Annotated in this window: 13 protein-coding genes; 9 read left to right on the forward strand and 4 right to left on the reverse strand. The window is 63.3% G+C overall.

Annotation, left to right across the window (positions count from 1 at the left end):
• Nucleotides 1–6: 6 nt before the first annotated feature.
• The 7 genes from aceE (at nt 7) to purF (ending at nt 10623) form a co-directional block, all read left to right on the forward strand.
• A complete protein-coding gene (aceE, locus tag ACSBPU_RS10480; RefSeq protein WP_442597905.1) occupies nt 7–2718 on the forward strand; it encodes a pyruvate dehydrogenase (acetyl-transferring), homodimeric type in 2712 nt (903 codons plus the stop codon).
• A gap of 14 nt (nt 2719–2732) precedes the next feature.
• Nucleotides 2733–4466: a dihydrolipoyllysine-residue acetyltransferase gene (gene aceF / locus ACSBPU_RS10485; protein ID WP_442597907.1), complete on the forward strand. Its 1734-nt coding sequence runs from the start codon at nt 2733–2735 to the stop codon at nt 4464–4466.
• Between the two features lie 8 nt (nt 4467–4474).
• Complete coding sequence (lpdA, locus tag ACSBPU_RS10490) at nt 4475–6250, forward strand: dihydrolipoyl dehydrogenase (protein WP_442597909.1); 1776 nt, start codon at nt 4475–4477, stop codon at nt 6248–6250.
• A 93-nt stretch (nt 6251–6343) separates the two neighbouring features.
• Nucleotides 6344–7762, forward strand: coding sequence for a bifunctional tetrahydrofolate synthase/dihydrofolate synthase (gene folC, locus ACSBPU_RS10495; RefSeq protein WP_442597911.1), 1419 nt, complete (start codon nt 6344–6346; stop codon nt 7760–7762).
• Nucleotides 7763–7811: 49 nt separating this feature from the next.
• Nucleotides 7812–8618, forward strand: coding sequence for an SPOR domain-containing protein (locus ACSBPU_RS10500; protein WP_442597913.1), 807 nt, complete (start codon nt 7812–7814; stop codon nt 8616–8618).
• The gene (locus tag ACSBPU_RS10505) at nt 8615–9103 is read left to right on the forward strand and encodes a CvpA family protein (RefSeq protein ID WP_180069453.1); all 489 of its coding nucleotides are present in this window, start codon (nt 8615–8617) and stop codon (nt 9101–9103) included. Before ACSBPU_RS10500 ends, ACSBPU_RS10505 begins: the two co-directional genes overlap by 4 nt.
• A 20-nt stretch (nt 9104–9123) precedes the next feature.
• On the forward strand, nt 9124–10623 hold the full coding sequence (purF, locus tag ACSBPU_RS10510; protein WP_442597915.1) for an amidophosphoribosyltransferase: 1500 nt from the start codon (nt 9124–9126) through the stop codon (nt 10621–10623).
• A 133-nt stretch (nt 10624–10756) separates the two neighbouring features.
• On the opposite strand, the gene ACSBPU_RS10515 is transcribed toward purF, so the two are convergent.
• From ACSBPU_RS10515 to map, 4 genes are read right to left on the reverse strand one after another with little or no spacing between them, the layout of a single operon-like run.
• Nucleotides 10757–11239, reverse strand: a complete 483-nt coding sequence (locus ACSBPU_RS10515) for a disulfide bond formation protein B (RefSeq protein WP_442597917.1) — start codon at nt 11237–11239, stop codon at nt 10757–10759.
• Between the two features lie 16 nt (nt 11240–11255).
• Nucleotides 11256–11960: a MarC family protein gene (locus ACSBPU_RS10520; RefSeq protein WP_180069442.1), complete on the reverse strand. Its 705-nt coding sequence runs from the start codon at nt 11958–11960 to the stop codon at nt 11256–11258.
• A gap of 21 nt (nt 11961–11981) precedes the next feature.
• A complete protein-coding gene (locus ACSBPU_RS10525; RefSeq protein ID WP_442597920.1) occupies nt 11982–14567 on the reverse strand; it encodes a [protein-PII] uridylyltransferase in 2586 nt (861 codons plus the stop codon).
• Nucleotides 14568–14576: 9 nt separating this feature from the next.
• The gene (map, locus tag ACSBPU_RS10530; RefSeq protein WP_442597922.1) at nt 14577–15383 is read right to left on the reverse strand and encodes a type I methionyl aminopeptidase; all 807 of its coding nucleotides are present in this window, start codon (nt 15381–15383) and stop codon (nt 14577–14579) included.
• A 190-nt stretch (nt 15384–15573) separates the two neighbouring features.
• On the opposite strand from map, the gene rpsB reads away from it, so the two are divergent.
• Together rpsB and tsf are read left to right on the forward strand one after the other, a co-directional pair.
• Nucleotides 15574–16323: a 30S ribosomal protein S2 gene (gene rpsB / locus ACSBPU_RS10535; protein WP_180069434.1), complete on the forward strand. Its 750-nt coding sequence runs from the start codon at nt 15574–15576 to the stop codon at nt 16321–16323.
• Between the two features lie 113 nt (nt 16324–16436).
• Nucleotides 16437–17315, forward strand: a complete 879-nt coding sequence (gene tsf, locus ACSBPU_RS10540; protein WP_180069432.1) for a translation elongation factor Ts — start codon at nt 16437–16439, stop codon at nt 17313–17315.
• Nucleotides 17316–17323: the final 8 nt, after the last annotated feature.

Raw genomic sequence — 17323 nt, forward strand, 5'->3', positions numbered from 1 at the left:
CAGCGAATGTCCTCTCTTGATCAAGTCAGCAACACGGCTCATGTCACCGACGACGATGCCCTTGAAACACAGGAATGGCTAGACGCGCTAGAAGCCGTGCTCGATCGCGAGGGGCCTGAACGCGCGCACTTCCTGCTCGAGCGCCTTATCGACCTGGCCCGCCGCTCGGGCGCCTATATTCCCTTCTCGCCCAATACGGCTTACGTCAACACCATTCCGCCCGGCCTGGAGCCGCCGCATCCCGGCAATATCGTACTCGAAGAGCGCATCCGCTCGTACGTGCGCTGGAACGCCATGGCGATGGTCGTCAAGGCCAACAGCCACCACCCCCACGATGGCGGCGACCTGGGCGGCCACATCGCATCGTTCGCGTCGCTCGCCACCATGATAGGCTGCGGCCAGAACCATTTCTGGCATGCCGAAGCCGAAGACCACGGTGGCGACCTGGTCTACTTCCAGGGCCACTCGTCGCCCGGCATCTACGGCCGGGCCTATCTTGAAGGCCGCCTCACGGCCGAGCAACTGGACAACTTCCGGCAGGAAGTCGACGGCAAGGGCCTGTCTTCCTATCCGCACCCCAAGCTCATGCCGGAATTCTGGCAGTTTCCCACCGTTTCCATGGGGCTGGGGCCGCTCATGGCCATCTACCAGGCGCGCTTTCTCAAATACCTGCATGCGCGCGGCATCGCCGACACCAGCAAGCGCAAGGTCTGGGTATTCTGCGGCGACGGCGAAATGGACGAGCCCGAATCCCTGGGCGCCATCAGCCTGGCTTCCCGCGAAAAACTCGACAACCTCATCTTCGTCATCAACTGCAACCTGCAGCGGCTGGACGGCCCGGTGCGCGGCAATGGCAAGATCATCCAGGAACTCGAAGGCGATTTCCGCGGCAGCGGCTGGAACGTCATCAAGCTGATCTGGGGCGGCTATTGGGACCCGCTCCTGGCGCGCGACAAGGAAGGCATATTGCGCCGTGTCATGGAAGAATCCGTCGACGGCGAATACCAGGCATACAAAGCGCACGACGGAAAATTCGTGCGCGAGAACTTCTTCGGCAAGCATCCCAAGCTGCTGGAAATGGTCAGCCGCATGAGCGACGAAGACGTCTGGCGCCTGAACCGCGGCGGCCATGATCCCTACAAGGTCTACGCGGCCTTTAAGGCGGCATCCGAGCACGCCGGACAGCCCACCGTCATCCTGGCCAAGACCATCAAGGGCTATGGCATGGGGCAGGTCGGCCAGGCCAAGAACCCCACCCACCAGCAAAAGAAGCTGGACATGGCCTCCGTGCGCGAATTCCGCGACCGCTTCAATATTCCGGTTCCCGACGACAAGCTCGAAGAGCTGCCTTACTTCAGGCCCGCGGACGACTCTCCCGAAATGGTCTACCTGCACGAGCGCCGCAAGGCGCTGGGCGGCTACCTGCCGGCACGCCGCCGCAAGGCGGACGAACACCTCAAGGTGCCGGCGCTCGACGCCTTCAAGGCGATTCTCGACCCCACCGCCGAAGGCCGTGAAATCTCCACCACGCAGGCTTTCGTCCGCTTCCTGAACCAGTTGCTGCGCGACAAGCAACTGGGTCCGCGCGTCGTGCCCATCCTGTCCGACGAGTCCCGCACTTTCGGCATGGAAGGCCTGTTCCGCCAGATCGGCATCTATTCGCCCGAAGGGCAGAAATACGTGCCCGTCGACAAGGACCAGGTGATGTACTACCGGGAGACCGAGAACGGCCAGTTGCTGCAGGAAGGCATCAACGAAGCGGGCGCCTTCAGTTCCTGGATCGCGGCGTCCACGTCGTATTCCACGAACAACCGCATCATGATTCCGTTCTTCATCTATTACTCGATGTTCGGTTTCCAGCGCGTGGGCGACCTGGCCTGGGCCGCGGGCGACATGCAGGCCCGGGGCTTCCTGCTGGGCGGCACCGCCGGGCGCACGACGCTCAACGGCGAAGGACTGCAGCACGAAGACGGGCACAGCCATATCCTGTCGTCCATGATTCCGAATTGCGTGTCCTACGACCCGACCTTCGCCCACGAGCTGGCGGTCATCATGCAAGACGGCCTGCGCCGCATGGTCGAGAACCAGGAAGACGTCTTCTATTACCTCACCGTCATGAACGAGAACTATGCCCAGCCCGGCCTGAAGCCCGGCGACGAAGAGGGCATCATACGCGGCATGTACAAGTTCAAGACGGTGGGCGACGACAAGCAGCCCCGCGTGCAACTGATGGGCTCCGGCACGATATTGCGCGAAGTGCTTGCGGCCCAGGATCTGCTGCAGCAGGATTGGGGCATCGCCTCGGACGTCTGGAGCGTCACCAGCTTCACCGAATTGCGCCGCGAAGGCCTGGATTGCGATCGCCACAACTTGCTGAACCCGGAATCCAAGGAGCCCATGGTTCCCTACGTGACCAAGCAGCTGCAGGGCGCCGGCGGCCCCATCATCGTGTCGACCGACTACGTCAAGGCCTTCGGCGACCAGATCCGCCCGTTCATTCCGAAGGGCCGCGGTTTCTACGTCTTGGGCACGGACGGCTTCGGCCGTTCCGATTTCCGCTACAAGCTGCGCGAGCACTTCGAGGTCGACCGCCATTTCGTGGTGCTGTCGGCGCTGCGCGGCCTGGCCGACGAAGGCAAGCTGCCGGTGTCCAAGCTGTCGGAAGCCATCAAGAAATACGGCATCAACGTAAATAAAGCCAACCCGCATCACGCGTAAGGAGGGGCGCTGATATGAGCAATACGATCGAAGTGAAAGTTCCGGATATTGGCGACTTCAGCGAGGTCGAGGTCATCGAGGTACTGGTGGCCCCGGGCGATACGGTCGCGGCCGAACAAAGCCTGATCACGGTGGAGTCCGACAAGGCCTCCATGGAGATCCCTTCCTCGCAGGCGGGTGTCGTCAAATCGGTCTCGGTCAAGGTCGGCGACAAGGTCAAGCAAGGTTCGGTCATCGTCCAACTTGAATCCGCAGGCGCCAAAGAGGGCGGCGACGCGGCCCAGCCTCAGGCCAAGCAGGCAGCGGCCGAGCCGCCGGCCACGGCTGCCGATGCGGCCCCCGCGGCGGCAGGCCAATCCGAAGAACCGGCCGAGCCCAAGGGGCAAGCCCAGTCGGGCGGCCAGTCGGTAACGGTGGCCGTACCCGACATCGGTGATGCGACCGACGTGGAAGTCATCGAGATCATGGTTGCGGTCGGCGATACCGTCGCGGCCGAGCAAAGCCTGATCACCGTGGAATCCGACAAGGCCTCCATGGAGGTTCCTTCGTCTCATGCGGGCGTCGTCACGGCGATCAAGGTCAAGCTGGGCGACAAGGTGAATCAAGGCTCCGACATCATCGAGCTGCGCGCGACCGGGGCGGCGGCCAAGGCCGAGCCCGCCCAGGCGAAACCCGCCGCCGAGCCCGCGCCCGCGCGGTCCGACGAGCCAGCCGCGGCAGCGGCCCCATCCCAGGACGAGCCGTCCAATGGCGCATCCCTGGCTTCGACCCCGCCCGAGCGCCATTCCCCCACCGAAGCCTTTGCCGAGGCCGATGTGCCCTTGCGCAATCTGCCCCATGCCTCGCCTTCGGTGCGCAAGTTCGCCCGCGAGCTTGGCGTGAACCTGGCATCGGTGCGCGGCACCGGCACCAAGAACCGCATCACCCAGGACGACGTCCGCCAGTACGTGAAGCAAGCGCTGGCGGGCGGCGCCGGCGCAGGGGCGGCCGCCACGGCGCCCACGGCGGGCGGCGGGCTGAACGTCCTGGGCTGGCCCAAGGTCGACTTCGCCAAGTTCGGCGACATCGAAGCCAAGCCGCTGTCGCGCATCAAGAAGATCTCCGGCGCGAATCTGCATCGCAACTGGGTGATGATTCCCCACGTCACCAACAACGATCAAGCCGACATCACCGAGCTCGAAGAGCTGCGCCAGACGCTCAACAAAGAGAACGAGAAATCCGGCGTCAAGGTCACGATGCTGGCTTTCCTGATCAAGGCGGTCGTGGCTGCGCTGAAGAAGTTCCCCGAGTTCAACGCATCGCTCGATGGCGACAACCTCGTCTACAAGCACTATTTCCACATCGGTTTCGCGGCCGATACGCCCAATGGCCTGGTCGTGCCCGTCATACGCGATGCCGACAAGAAAGGCATCTTCGAACTCGCCAAGGAAACCGCCGAACTCGCCAAGCTCGCACGCGACGGCAAGCTGTCTCCGGGCCAGATGCAGGGCGGATGCTTCTCTATTTCGTCGCTGGGCGGCATCGGCGGCACCGATTTCACCCCCATCATCAACGCCCCCGAAGTCGCCATCCTGGGCGTGTCGCGGTCCACGCAGGCGCCGGTCTGGAACGGCAAGAAGTTCATCCCGCGCCTCATGCTGCCGCTTTCGCTGTCCTATGACCACCGCGTCATCGACGGCGCTGCCGCCGCGCGATTCAACGCCTATCTGGGCGCCTTGCTTGCCGACTTCCGTCGCATCGCCCTCTAGGAGCGCATATGAGCACAACTGAACTGAAAGTGCCCGATATCGGCGACTTCACGGAAGTGGAAGTCATCGAGGTGCTGGTGGCGAAAGGGGACACCATCCAGGCCGAGCAAAGCCTCATTACGGTCGAGTCCGACAAGGCTTCCATGGAGATCCCCGCAGCCAGCGCCGGGGTCGTCCAGGAAGTCCTGGTCAAGGTGGGCGACAAGATCGCGGAAGGCACGGCCATCGTACGGATCGAAGCGTCGGAGGGTGCGGGCAAGGAAGCCGCCGCGCCTGCGGAATCGCCTGAAGCCGCCAAGCCGCAAGCCGCGGTTGCCGACGAACGGCCCGCGCAGGCGGCCGTACCCGCCGCCGCCAGTTATACGGGCCAATCGGACGCGGAGTTCGACGTCCTGGTGCTGGGCGCGGGGCCGGGCGGCTATTCGGCCGCCTTCCGTGCGGCGGACTTGGGGCTGTCCGTGGCGCTCGTCGAGCGCTACGACACGCTGGGCGGCGTGTGCCTGAACGTGGGCTGCATACCTTCCAAGGCGCTGCTGCACACCGTGGCGGTGCTTGAAGAAGCCCGCTCATTGTCTTCGCACGGCATCAGCTTCGGCGAGCCCAAGATCGATCTGGACGGCGTGCGCGCCTACAAGGACGGCGTGGTGTCCAAGCTGACAGGCGGCCTGGCCGGCATGGCCAAGGCACGCAAGGTCAAGGTGCTGACCGGCGTCGGCGCTTTTGCGGATCCGCATCACTTGTCGATCACCGTGGACGGCAAGACGACGACCGTGAAGTTCAAGTCCGCCATCATCGCGGCGGGCAGCCAGTCGGTGAAGCTTCCGTTCCTGCCCGAAGATCCCCGTATCGTGGACTCCACCGGCGCACTGAAGCTCGCATCCATTCCCAAGAAGATGCTCATCATCGGCGGCGGCATCATCGGCCTCGAAATGGGCACGGTGTATTCCGCCCTGGGTGCCCGGCTGGACGTCGTCGAAATGCAGGACGGCTTGATGCAGGGCGCGGACCGCGACATGGTCAAGGTCTGGGAAAAAATGAACGCATCGCGCTTCGACAACGTCATGCTGGAAACGCGCACCGTGGCTGCCGAGGCCCGCGACGACGGCATCTGGGTCACTTTCGAAGGCAAGAACGCTCCCAAAGAGGCGCAGCGCTACGACCTGGTGCTGCAGGCGGTGGGCCGCTCTCCCAACGGCAGGAAGATCGCCGCAGAGAAAGCGGGCATCGCCGTGACCGACCGCGGTTTCATCGAGGTCGACAAGCAGATGCGCACGAACGTGCCTCATATCTACGCCATCGGCGATATCGTCGGCCAGCCCATGCTGGCGCACAAAGCCGTGCACGAAGGCCATGTGGCGGCCGAGGTCATTGCGGGGCAGAAGAGCTTCTTCGACGCGCGCGTCATCCCATCGGTGTCGTATACGGATCCCGAAGTGGCCTGGGTCGGCCTGACCGAGGACGAAGCCAGGAAAGAGGGCATCGCAGTCACCAAGGGCCTGTTCCCCTGGGCGGCTTCGGGGCGCGCCATCGCCAACGGGCGCGACGAAGGGTTCACCAAGCTGCTGTTCGACGCGGAAACCCATCGCGTGCTGGGCGGCGGCATCGTCGGCACGCATGCCGGCGACCTGATCAGCGAGGTCGCCCTGGCCATCGAGATGGGCGCCGACGCGGTGGATATCGGCAAGACCATACACCCGCATCCCACGCTGGGCGAGTCCGTCGGCATGGCGGCCGAGGTCGCGGAGGGCAGTTGTACCGATCTGCCGCCGGCCCGGCGCAAATAAAGTCCGTTACCCGGGCGCGGGCAAACGCCGTTGCATCAGCGGCAGGTGCTAATATCGGCACCTGCCGCCCGTTTTTTTACAGAAGCATCCATTATGTCCAGTCTTGTTCCCAACGAGTCTTCCGGTTTGCAGGAATGGCTCGGCTATCTTGAAACCTTGCACCGCAGCGCCATCGATCTGGGGCTCGAAAGAATAAAGGGGGTGGCCGACAAGCTTGGGCTCAAGCTGCCGTTCGTCAAGATCACGGTGGGCGGCACCAACGGCAAGGGGTCCACCTGCGCCATGCTCGAGGCCATACTGCTGGCGGCCGGCTACAAAGTGGGCATGTACACATCGCCGCACCTGATCGATTTCAATGAACGCATACGCCTGAACGGCGACATGGCCGATGATGGCCAGATCATCCGCCAGTTCCGGGTCATCGAGGACGCCCGGGGCGACACCACCCTGAGCTATTTCGAATACACCACGCTCGCGGCGCTGATGCTCTTCGAAGAGCAGCGCGTCGACGTGGCGGTGCTGGAAGTCGGGCTGGGCGGCCGGCTGGATGCGGTCAATCTCGTGGACACCGACTGCGCGGTCATCACCAGCGTGGACATCGACCACACGGCCTATCTGGGTGATACGCGCGAGAAAATCGGTTGGGAGAAAGCCCATATCTTCCGGCCGGGCAAGCCCGCCATCTGCGCCGACCCCATGCCGCCCGACACCATACTCGAGCATGCCAAGGACATCGGCGCAGACCTCTGGCTGTTCGGCAAGGATTTCAATTACTCCGGTGATCGCCAGCAGTGGGCCTACGGCGGGCGCGGCCAGAGGCGCAGCGGGCTGGCGTATCCGGCGCTGCGTGGCGCGAACCAGTTGCTCAACGCTTCCGCCGCCCTGGCCGCCCTCGAGGCGCTGCGGCCGCAGCTGGTGGTGCCGCAGCAGGCGGTGCGCATCGGCCTGGCGCAGGTCGCCTTGCCGGGGCGGTTGCAGATACTGCCGGGCACGCCGACCATCGTGCTGGACGTGGCCCACAATCCGCACGCGGCCGCCGCGCTTGGGCAAAACCTGGACAACATGGGATATTTCCCGCATACGCATGCGGTGGTGGGCATGCTCAACGACAAGGACATGATCAGCGTCGTCGCCAAACTGGCCAACCGGGTGGACCGCTGGTACTGCGCCGGCCTGGAAGGTCCGCGGGGCACGTCCGGCGAAGATCTTGCAGCCTTGGTGCGCAAAGCGGTCCAAAGCGTGACGGGCAAGGAAACGCTCGAGCAGGCCAGCGTCGAGCTCAAGCGCATTTCCGAGCCGTCCCACGACGCGCCCGCCGGGCGGCCGGGAGTCAAGCCGGCCGCGCGCCCCGTTCTGAACGCCGAGGCGGTAACCGTTTCCAGTTTTGATAATCCGGTACAAGCGTTTACGGAGGCACGAAAACAGGCATCCGAGAATGATAGAATTCTCGTGTTCGGATCTTTTTCGACTGTCGGACCCGTGTTGAAGGAATTGGGACGGCAGGTCACGTAGTTCAAGCTCGCCGGCTGGCCGCTTGTTTACCAGATAGGTTTTTTGCTCCATGGGATTGTTTTCTCGTAACGAGTCCGCTCCAGTGTCGGGACGGCGTTCGTCTCTTTCCAGTGAAGCTCAGGTCAACGAACTCCGCGGCCGGGCGCGTCGCCGCCTCATCGGCGCACTGGTGCTGGTACTGGCGGCCGTCATCATCGTACCCATGCTGTTCGACTCCACCGAACCCGTTGACCAGGCGGCGGGTCCATTGGTCGTGCCGGCCATCGTCGCGCCGGGCGAGGGCGGCCTCGCCATGGCGCCGTCCCCGGTCAGCCCGGGGGCTTCGGGCACCATCAGTCAAACTCCCGAGCCCGCGCAGCCGGCCGAAGGCACTGCTGAAGCACCCGCCGATACCGGGACGGCCACGATAGAACCGCCTCCGCCGGCCGTGACCGAAGCTCCGCCGGAGCCGCCCCCGTCCAGCAAGCCCGAGCCTGCAGCCGAACCCAAGCCAACCAAAAAAGAAGAGCCCAAGCCCAAGGAAACCAAGCCAACGGCCGAGCGTACGGACGACGGCTCGGTGGCCATTGCGCTGCTCGAAGGCCGCACGCCTTCAAAGACGGCGCCCGCCGCGTCCAGCTCGGGAAGCTTCATTCTCCAGATCGCCGCCTATACCAACGACAAGGACGCGCAAGTACGTCGCGACCGCCTGGTTTCGGCCGGCGTGACCAACGCTTATGTGGAAAACGCAAGCTCTGGCGGCAAGCCCACCTACCGCTTGCGCGTCGGCCCCTTCCCGACGCGCGATGCAGCCCAGGCCGCGCAGGCGCGGCTGAGGGCGCTGGGTTACGACAACGGCTTCATTTCCACTAAGTGACCAGCTTCGACTACCTCGTCCTTGCCATCCTGGCCTTTTCGGCCTTTTTGGGGTTGCTACGCGGCCTGGTCAAGGAAGTGCTTTCGCTCGTCGCCTATATCGTCGCCTTTCTGGCCGCCGTCTGGTGGGGGCCGCTGATGTCGATCTGGCTGGCCGCCTGGATCGACAATGAATTGTTGCGCACCGCCGCCGCTTACGGGCTGGTCTTCATCGTTGTGCTGCTGCTGGTGGGGCTCGTCAACGTCACCCTGGCCACGCTGATCCACAAGACCGGCCTGACGCCGGCGGACCACGGCCTTGGCGCCTTGTTCGGCCTGTTGCGGGGCGTCGTCTTCGTGTTGTTGCTGGTGGTGATGGCCGGCTATACCGACTTGCCGAAAGAACCCTGGTGGCAGGATGCCCGTCTTTCCCGCAGTGCCATCCAGGGCGTGCAGCAGATCAAGCTGCTGTTGCCGCCCTCGCTTGCATCGTGGTTACCGTATTGATATTCACAGGAATATAGAAAATGTGTGGAATAGTGGGGGTAGCAGGCCGCGGCCCCGTGAACCAGTTGATTTACGACAGCTTGCTCCTGTTGCAGCATCGCGGGCAGGATGCCGCCGGCATTTCAACCTCGCATGACCAGTTTTTCAATATGCACAAGGCCCATGGTCTGGTGCGCGACGTCTTCCGTACGCGGAACATGCGCTCCCTGCCGGGCAACAGCGGCCTGGGCCAGGTTCGATACCCCACCGCGGGCTCCAGCGACAGCGTCGACGAGGCGCAGCCTTTTTACGTGAATGCGCCCTTCGGCATCACCTTCGTCCATAATGGCAATCTGACCAATTGGCGTGAGCTGCGCGAGGCGCTGTTCCGCGTCGACCGGCGCCATATCAACACCAACTCCGACTCGGAGGTGCTGCTGAATGTGTTTGCCCACGAACTGCAGCAGGCCTCCAGCGGCGGCTCATTGGATGAGGACGCCATTTTCAAGGCGGTATCCGCAGTGCATCGCCGAGCGAAAGGCGCATACGCCGTCATCGCCCAGATCGCGAACTACGGCATGGTGGCGTTTCGCGACCCCTATGGCATCAGGCCCTTGTGCCTGGGCTCCGTCGAGACGGAGCAGGGCACCGAATGGATGGCGGCCTCGGAATCCGTGGCGCTGACCGGCTGCGGGTTCTCGCTCGTTCGGGACATCGAGCCGGGCGAAGCGGTCTTCATCGACCTGGAAGGCAAACTCAGCAGCAGGCAGTGCGCAACGAATCCGGTGCTGACGCCCTGTGTATTCGAATACGTGTACTTCGCCCGGCCCGATTCGCTGATGGACGGCGTTTCCATCTACGACGCACGCCTGAACATGGGCGAGTACCTGGCCGACAACGTGGCCAAATCCTTGCGGCTGGGCGACATCGACGTCGTCATGCCCATTCCGGACTCATCCCGCCCTTCGGCCATGCAACTGGCGGCCAAGCTCAATCTCAGCTACCGCGAAGGCTTCATCAAGAACCGCTACGTCGGCCGGACCTTCATCATGCCGGGCCAGGCAGTGCGCAAGAAATCAGTCCGTCAGAAGCTCAGCGCCATCGACATGGAATTCCGCGGCAAGAACGTCCTGCTGGTCGATGACTCCATCGTCCGGGGCACGACCAGCCGCGAAATCGTGGACATGGCGCGGGCTGCCGGCGCCAACAAGGTCTATTTCGCATCGGCCGCGCCCGCGGTCCGCTTTCCCAACGTCTATGGCATAGACATGCCGACGCAGGCGGAACTGATCGCCTATGGCCGCGACACCGACGAGGTGAGCCGGGAAATCGGTGCGGACGGCCTGGTGTATCAGGAACTGGCCGATTTGGAGCAGTCCATCCGGGACAGGAATCCCGCCATGAAGCAGTTCGAATCGTCCTGCTTCAACGGCCACTACGTGACGGGCGATATCGACGCCGAATACCTGGAGCGCCTGAGCCGCACCCGCGGCCTGAGACCGGCCGCCGGCGAGATGTCCACCAGCACCGCGCCGGAATAATTGGGCTTTTGATGGGAGGTCAGACCCGTGGGTCCCCTATGGCTTTGGGCTTTTTGGGGTCAGACCCATGGGTCTGACCCCGGCAGCGTTAGGGCCGGACCCCATCCGGGGTCCGACCCCTACAACCCCTATTTCAACGCCCCTGGAGCCTGACCCCGGCCACCGCGCCCAGGACGATGACCACCGCAAACAGGCCCATGCTCCACAAGGCATACTCCACGCCCAGCAGGTCCACCCGCGCATCCATGCAGGATGCAAAAATGCCGAACAGCCAAGGCACGCCGGCGTCCAGTCCGGATGAAACCATGAAGCGGTCGGCGAAGGTCATGTCGCAGGAAAACATCTGCGCCGCGACGGTGTATTGATACCAGGCGGCGACCACGCCGCCGATACCCAGGAGCGCCGCCAGCCAGGCGGCAAGCCGGCGAAGGCCGGGAATGGCGCGTCCTGTCAGGACGCCCAGCCAGCACACCACGGCGATGACCAGGAAGATCAAGCGCTGCAGAACACACCAGGCGCAGGGTTGCATGTCGAACACGTGCTGCGAAACGAGCGCGATGGCCAGTGCCGCGACGCACAGCAGGGCAATGGCATGTAGGATTCTGTTGGTCGTCATGTTGTCCTTCGATGTATCAAGCGCGTCGGATGGAGGCACTGTCGTGAATGATGCCCATGATCAGTTCATGGAGGCCGTCCCAGACGATCTGCACGCCCAGGCACAGCAGGATGAAGGCGGACAGGCGCATCAGCACCGCCGTGCCGTTGGGACCCAGCTTGTGCAGGAACTGGGCGGCGAAGCGCAGGCACAGATACACCACGAGGGCCGCGGCCGCGATTGCCGGCAAGGATCCGGCGAACTTGAAGGCAGCGACCAGGCTGCGTTCATCGTGCAGGGTGGCCCCGATGGTGATCGCCGCCGACAGCGCGCCGGGCCCGCAGATCATGGGGAACGTCAGGGGATAGAAAGCCTTCGAGCGGATCTGGTCGAAGGAATAGGCTTCCGCCATGTCCTGGGCGTGCTTGGCATCGTAATCGGAAGCGCCGACCAGCCGCCAGGCGGTGGCGATGACCAGAAGGCCGCCGCCCACGCGGACCACCGGCAGCGATATGCCGAAGAATCCCAGGACCACATTGCCACCGAACATGGCGATGGCGAGCATGATGAAAATATTGATGGCGACGCGCTTGGATAATTGCGTGCGCGCATTGGTGCTGGCCCCTTCGGTGAGGGTCAGGAAGATGGGCGCGACGGCGGGCGGATTGAGAATGGGCAGCAGGGTGGCCAAAGCAAACAGGAAGCTGCGGCCGAAGGTGAAGATCAAGTCGTTGAATTCCATGCCGTCCGTCGTCAGGAAGAATCAGGAGCCCGCGCCGTCGAGCGTCGCGAGGATGTTGCGCTCGAATTGTAGCTGGCTTCGGGGGTTTCCGAGAGCGTCGCCTTCGATGATGAAAATGTCCTCGACCCGGTCTCCCAGTGTAAGAATCTTCGCCATCTTGAGATTGATGCCGTGGTCGACGAATACCCGCGCAAGACTGTAGAGCAGTCCCGGCCGGTCGGACGCCGTCAGCGACAGCCTCCAGGATGCGCTGCGCTCGTCCGGCTGCAGTTCGACATTGGGCACGATGGGGAACACCCGCGAGCGGCGTGATCCTTTTTTCCAGGGGGACGGAACAAGTGCCGGGTCGGCCTCGGGCGCATCCGGCAGCTTCAGCGCGGCGACGAGTTCGTGCTCGACCAGCGTTGCCTGCGAGCGGTAGTCTTTTTCGTGGGCCGGCAGCAATACGATGAAGCTGTCCAGGGCCCATCCATGACGGGTGGTGTGTATGCGCGCATCCTGGATGCTGAAGGCGCGGCGGTCGAAATACCGGCAAATGGTGACGAACAGATCATCGCGATCCTGGGTATAGACCATGATCTGCAGGGCTTCGTTCTGCCCCACCACCCGCGCCTTGACGACCGGGTCCGGGGAATTGACCCTGTGGTAAAGATGCCGGGTATGCCAGGCGATCTCGCTGGCTTCGTGGCGCAGAAAATAGGCGACGTCGAGCTCGTCCCAGAAAAGGTCGCGGCTGTCGTCCCGCAAGCCCATCAGGCGTATGTCGGTCGCCGCCGCCTCTTTGCGCATGGCCAGCACCGTGCCCGTGTCGCTGCGGCCGCCGCCCAGCGATACCAGCGTCTGCTGATAGAGATTCTCGAGCAGCTTTCCCTTCCAGGAGTTCCATACCTTGGGGCTCGTGCCGCGTATGTCGGCCACGGTGAGCAGGTATAGCGCCGTCAGCTTGCGCTCGGTGCCCACGCATTGCGCGAACTGGCTGACGACCTCGGGATCGCTGAGGTCTTTCTTTTGCGCGACGGTGGACATGACAAGGTGCCGGCGCACCAGGAACTCGATGAGGTCGGCGTCCTCGCCTTCAATGCCGTGGTCAGCGCAGAACCGCCGCGCATCGATGGCCCCCAGCTCGGAGTGGTCGCCGCCTCGCCCCTTGGCGATATCGTGGAACAGGGCGGCGATGTACAGCAGCCAATGGCGATCGAAGTCGGCCATGAGCTGGCTGGCCAGCGGGTATTCCTGGGCGTGTTCCGGCATGGTGAAGCGACGCAGATTGCGTATCACCATCAGGATGTGCTGGTCGACCGTGTAGGCATGAAACAGGTCGTGCTGCATCTGGCCGACGATACGGCGAAACACGGGCAGGTAGCGCGGCAGGATGTTCAGCATCGTCATGCGGCGCAAGGCGCGGACCAGGCCGCGCGGCTGCTGGAAGATCTGTATGAATTGCCGGCGATTGACCGGATTCTGGCGGAACTGGCTGTCGATGCGTCGCCTTGCATGCCACATGGCGCGCAGGGTGGGCGCCGAGATTCCGTCGATGTCCGCACGTTCCTGCATGATGAGAAAAGCGCGGAAGAGCAGCGCCGGATTACGCTCGAATGCATCCTCGCGCTGGGTGGCAAGGCGCCCGCGCAAGACCGAGAAATCGTCGTCTATCGCCTTGGCCTGGTCTTCGGGCAGGGGAAACAACAGCTCTTCGATGCTCTGCAGCAGTATGGTGTTCAACTGGTTGACCACGCGGGCCGCCCAATAGTAGCGCTGCATGAGGATTTCGCTGGGACGCCGGTTCTTGGCCGGCTCGAAGCCATAGATGGCGGCCAAGCCGGGCTGCAGGTCGAACAGCACCCGGTCCTCGCGTCGCCCGGTGAGCAGATGCAGCTCGATCCGCAGGCGCTTGAAGGCTTTCTCGGCTCGCCGCAGCGCCCGGAACTCGGTGGGCGTCAGCAGGTCGGTCTGGGCAATTTCGTTCCAGGTGCTGCCCAGCCCGGCGGCATCGGCCATCCACAGCAGGACTTGAAGGTCGCGAAGCCCGCCCGGAGCCTCCTTGCAGTTGGGTTCCAGCGCATAGGGCGTGTCCTGGTGCCGGGCATGGCGCTGCTGCATCTCTGCGCGCTTGGCCTGGAAAAAAGCCTGCGGGTCCATTTGCTCGCGCATCGCCTTGCGCAATGCCTGCAGCAAATCCCGGGATCCGACCAGCCAGCGCGCTTCCAGCAACGCGGTTTCGACGGTGACGTCGTTCGCCGCTTCGCGGCGGCAGTCCTCGATGGTGCGCACGCTGTGGCCGGGCTCGATGCCCAGGTCCCACATCGCGGCCACCAGCGACTGGATGCGTTCCGCTTCTTCAATCGTCGGGGAATGCTTCAGGAGTATGAGGATATCGACGTCGGAGTATGGGTAGAGCTCTCCGCGTCCGTAGCCGCCCACCGCAGCCAGCGTCGACCCGGTGGGCAACGGGTGCAGGTGAACGAGCTCGCGCAGCGCCTGGTCGGTGATGCGCCGCAGGGCCGTCAGCAGGGCTTCGGGCCGGCGGTGCTCGCGGAATTCCCGTATGGCTTCGTCCCGCCGCGCGGCGAGCCGTTCTCGCAAAGGCATGACGAGCGGCGCGGACATGGCTTAGGGCTAAGGTTTGCTGACGAAGGCGGGCGGCGCGGGCATGTTTTCCGATACGGTCAGGATCTCGTAGCCGCTGTCGGTGACCAGGATGCTGTGCTCCCATTGCGCGGACAAGCTGTGGTCCCGCGTGACGACGGTCCAGCCGTCGGCCAGCGTACGGATTTCCTTGCGGCCGGAGTTGATCATGGGTTCGATCGTGAAGATCATGCCGGGCTCGAGCCGTACGCCGGTATTCGGCTTGCCGTAGTGCAGGACTTGGGGATCCTGGTGGAACTTGCGTCCCACGCCGTGGCCGCAATATTCGCGAACGACCGAGAATCCGTTCTTCTCAGCATGCTTCTGGATGGCGTGGCCGATGTCGCCCAGCGTGGCGCCTGGACGAACCTGCTCGATGCCCAGCCACATGCAATCGTAGGTGGTTTCGGTCAGCCGGCGCGCCAGGATGGAGGGCTCGCCGATGTAATACATGCGGCTCGTATCGCCGAACCAGCCGTCCTTGATGACCGTGACGTCGATGTTCATGATGTCGCCGTTCTTCAGGACCTTGTCGCCCGGTATGCCATGGCAGATCACATGGTTGACGGAGGTGCAGATGGAGGCGGGGAAGGGGGTGTATCCCGGAGGCGCGTAGCCCACCGTGGCGGATTCGACCTTGAGCACGTTGGTGATGTAGTCCATGCACAGCCGATCGAGTTCGCCGGTGGTGACGCCTGGGCGCACGTGGGGCGCGAGGTAGTCCAGGGCGGCGGCGGCGGCCTGACAGGCTGCGCGCATTTTATCGAGGTCGGTGGGGTCGGTAACGAGTGTGCTCATGTCAACTTGAATCTAACGGGCGAAAAATAGTAGAATTATAGGCTTTCCTGAATTTCAGGAATGACACTGCCGTTCGTAAAAATCGCGTGCCCTGCGCCTTAAGGGTGTTTCGACCATTGTAGCGCCCGTAAATTTCGGGCCCTTGGCGGGATGCAAGCATGGGTACAAGACCTAACCCTTGGAGAATATTATGTCTTTGATGCGTGAAATGCTGGAAGCTGGTGTGCACTTTGGCCACCAGACACGTTACTGGAACCCCAAGATGGCGCCGTTCATCTTCGGTCAGCGTAACAAGATCCATATCGTCAACCTGGAACAAACCGTCGTCAAGTATCAGGAAGCGGCCAAGTTCGTGCGCCAGCTTGCTGCCCGTGGCGGCACCGTCCTTTTCGTTGGCACCAAGCGCGCCGCTCGCGAGCTCGTGGCTGCGGAAGCTGCACGCTGCGGCATGCCTTATGTCGACAGCCGCTGGCTGGGTGGCATGATGACCAACTTCAAGACGGTCAAGACGTCGGTCAAGCGACTGAAGGAAATGGAAAGCCAGCTGGCTGAAGGCGCGACCGAGCGCATGAGCAAGAAAGAAGCGCTCATGTTCGACCGCGAACTCGAGAAGCTCAACAAGGCGATCGGCGGCATCAAGGACATGAACAACCTGCCCGACGCCCTGTTCGTGATCGACGTCGGCTATCACAAGATCGCCGTGGCGGAAGCACGTACCCTGGGCATTCCGGTTGTTGCAGTCGTTGATACCAACCACTCGCCCGACGGCGTGGATTACGTCATCCCCGGCAACGATGACTCGGCCAAAGCCATTGCCCTGTACGCACGCGGCATGGCCGATGCCGTGCTGGAAGGCCGTGAACAGAACCTCAACGGCCTGGTCGAAGAGATCACCGAAGGCGACGAAGAGTTCGTGGAAGTCGAAGAAGACCGCGAATAAGCCATGGGCCGGCTTTTGCCGGACTGGCGCGCCGCCCATGGCGGCCCGCCGCATGATTGTTTCGCAGTTGCCCCGGCCCGGCCGGGGCGTGTTTTAAAGATTTGGAGAAAATAGTGGCTCAAATTACCGCATCCATGGTCAAAGAACTCCGTGAGAAAACCGACGCCCCCATGATGGAGTGCAAGAAAGCACTGACCGAGGCCGACGGGGACATGGCTCGCGCCGAAGAGATTCTCCGCGTGAAACTGGGCAACAAGGCCAGCAAGGCCGCCGCACGCGTCACGGCCGAAGGCCTGATCGGGCTGCACGTTGCCGCCGACGGCAAGCGTGGCACGCTGATCGAAGTCAACTGCGAAACCGACTTCGTCGCCAAGAACGACGACTTCATCGCGTTCATCAACCAGGTCGCTGAGCTGGCCACCGAAAAGAATCCCGCCGACGTCGCCGCCTTGAACGAACTTCCCATGGGCGAAGGTACGGTCGAAAGCACACGCGCCGCGCTGGTGGGCAAGATCGGCGAAAACATCTCCATCCGCCGTTTCGACCGCTTCGAGACCGCTGACCAGCTCGCCAGCTACGTGCACGGCGGCAAGATCGGCGTGCTCGTCGAGTTCTCCGGCGCGGAAGAAACCGGCAAGGATCTGGCCATGCATATCGCGGCCACCAAGCCCAAGGCGCTGGACGCCAGTGGCGTGCCCGCCGCCGACATCGCCGCCGAGCGCTCGGTTGCGGAACAAAAGGCCGCCGAATCCGGCAAGCCCGCCGAGATCGTCGCCAAGATGGTAGAGGGTTCCGTACAGAAGTTCCTGAAGGAAGTCACGCTGTTGTCCCAGCCGTTCGTCAAGAACGACAAGCAGACCGTCGAGCAGATGCTCAAAGAGAAGGGCGCGAAGATCACCCGCTTCTCGCTCTACGTGGTCGGCGAAGGTATCGAGAAGAAGTCCGAAGACTTCGCTGCCGAAGTCGCGGCGGCGGCAGCCGGCAACGCTTGATCGTTCAT

Source organism: Parapusillimonas sp. JC17 (genome assembly GCF_052180245.1).
Classification (GTDB): Bacteria; Pseudomonadota; Gammaproteobacteria; order Burkholderiales; family Burkholderiaceae_B; genus Parapusillimonas.